This window comes from Burkholderia sp. Bp8998 (genome assembly GCF_003854235.1).
Classification (GTDB): Bacteria; Pseudomonadota; Gammaproteobacteria; order Burkholderiales; family Burkholderiaceae; genus Burkholderia.
The window spans coordinates 1-621 of the sequence record NZ_QTQF01000162.1; the positions used below are offsets into that span (position 1 = coordinate 1).

The following is a 621-nucleotide window of genomic DNA, read 5'->3' on the forward strand; positions in this document are numbered from 1 at the left end:
CGCTCAGTGCAGGATCTTCGCGAGGAAGTCCTTCGCGCGGTCCGATTTCGGATTCGAGAAGAAATCGTCCTTGCGGTCGTCCTCGACGATCGCGCCCTTGTCCATGAAGATCACGCGATGGGCGACCTTCTTCGCGAAGCCCATTTCGTGCGTGACGACCATCATCGTCATCCCTTCCTGCGCGAGCTCGACCATCACGTCGAGCACTTCGTTGATCATCTCCGGATCGAGCGCCGACGTCGGCTCGTCGAACAGCATCGCGATCGGGTCCATCGACAGCGCGCGCGCGATCGCGACCCGCTGCTGCTGGCCGCCCGACAGCTGGCCCGGAAACTTGTGCGCATGCGCCTTCAGGCCGACGCGATCGAGCAGCTTCATGCCCTTGTCGGCCGCTTCGTCCTTGCCGCGGCCGAGCACCTTGATCTGCGCGAGCGTCAGGTTCTCGGTGATCGACAGGTGCGGGAACAACTCGAAATGCTGGAACACCATCCCCACCTTCGAGCGCAGCTTCGACAGGTTCGTCTTCTTGTCGCCGACCGACTGCCCATTCACGAGGATCTCGCCCTGCTGGAACGGCTCGAGGCCGTTCACGGTCTTGATCAGCGTGGACTTGCCCGAGCC

At 62.8% G+C, this 621-nt stretch carries 1 protein-coding gene; it reads right to left on the reverse strand.

Features of this window, described 5'->3' with window-relative positions; translation table 11 throughout:
• Positions 1-3 precede the first annotated feature (3 nt).
• A partial coding sequence (locus tag DIE06_RS37965; protein ID WP_148094394.1) for an amino acid ABC transporter ATP-binding protein occupies positions 4-621 on the reverse strand: 618 nt, incomplete at its 5' end.